At 38.5% G+C, this 1,423-nt stretch carries 1 protein-coding gene; it reads right to left on the bottom strand.

Annotated features, from left to right (window positions below; translation table 11 throughout):
* A partial coding sequence (locus HMPREF1516_RS08245; RefSeq protein ID WP_033606299.1) for a GbpC/Spa domain-containing protein occupies positions 1-1,423 on the bottom strand: 1,423 nt, incomplete at both ends.

Genomic DNA, 1,423 nt, shown 5'->3' with positions numbered 1-1,423 from the left:
CTGGTTCCAATGGTTTCTCCGTCTCATATGTTGGCTCTTCTGGTTTTGATGGCTCTGGTTGATCTGGAGTCTTAACTGGTGGAGTTGGCTCATTTTCGTAGCTTGGTGCTACTGGAGCAGGATCCAATGGTTTCTCTGTCTCATACATTGGTTGAGTTGGAGCTGTTGGTGCAACAGGTTTCGTCGGAACCCCAATTGCATTAATGTTTGAATTGAAAGCAAACCAAATATTTCCACTTTTAGAAGAAGCCATATTAAAGCTAATCTCCGATTGAGTTATTTCACCGACAATAGCACCGTACCAATTATTTGGACTAGAGGTTGTATCCCATTCCGATGTATCCCAACGAGCCCCTAGCGATTTTTCTGCATTTGATGAATCTGCATAAGCAGAGTTATTTTCATGAATCTTGATAGATGAACCAGAAATTGGAATATATCGACCGTTAAAGTTTCTAACACTTTCAATTGCATCTTTATCAATTGCCCCACTACCGTTACCTCTATTTAGAGATGAAAAATTAACTAATCCTCCTGTGAGATTCATAAGTTGACCTTCTTCATCATAAAACTTGACTTTTACATTAATGTTTGTAGAAGTAAAATAATCATTATACCATGCTGTCACAGTTGGATCACTCGAGGCAAACATAGTCATTTTGGTTCCATCGTTAAAACCTGTTTCTTTTAATGTGTAAGTGTAAACTACTTTTGAAATTTTCTTACCATTAAAACTTGAATTTTTTAGACCAGTATAGGTAACATCGACTGGTTTATCCTTTTCTAATACAAGCTTTGCATAAGTGTTATTCGAATTGATTGCATTGAAATATGAATATGCTGTAGATTTTGTCCTATCAGGATTTGTTGGCGAAATCCCCCATGATTTTACCAAAGCATCCAATTCCTGCTGCCCATATTGATGTACAGATGGATCAATTGTTCGTATTGCATTTGGTTCTGATTTAAAGTTCAACGATTGTGATCTTGGTTCTGAAAGATAACCATCTTGCTTCTTTTTACTCTCCGCTTCTGCGAGTGCTGCAGTATAAGCTGCGAAATCTTTCTTATACTTGGCAAGATCTGCTTCATATTTTGCAACCTTAGCTTCATAATCTGTCTTAGCCACGGCATTACGTTGCTTGATTTCTTCATTTTCAGCTTGGAGTGCAGCATTTTTTGCCTTGTTGTCTTCAACAACCTTTTCATAGGCTGCTTTTGCATCGGCATTAGCTTTTTGAACGCGAGCTAATTCCGTCTGGTATTCGGCTAGCTTAGCTTGGTAGTCTGCTTCATTGGTAGCATTTGCTTGCTTAACTGCCGCCAAATCTGCTTCGTATTTCTTCACCGCTGCTTCATAAGTCGATTTTGCAGTGGCGTTACGTTGCTTAATCGCTTCATTTTCAGCTTGAATGGCTGTATT

Origin of the sequence: Streptococcus sp. CM6, assembly GCF_000526095.1 — a bacterium.
Classification (GTDB): domain Bacteria; phylum Bacillota; class Bacilli; order Lactobacillales; family Streptococcaceae; genus Streptococcus; species Streptococcus oralis_BW.
The sequence above is the reverse complement of the archived record's forward strand: the minus strand, read 5'-3'. Positions and strand labels throughout refer to the sequence as shown.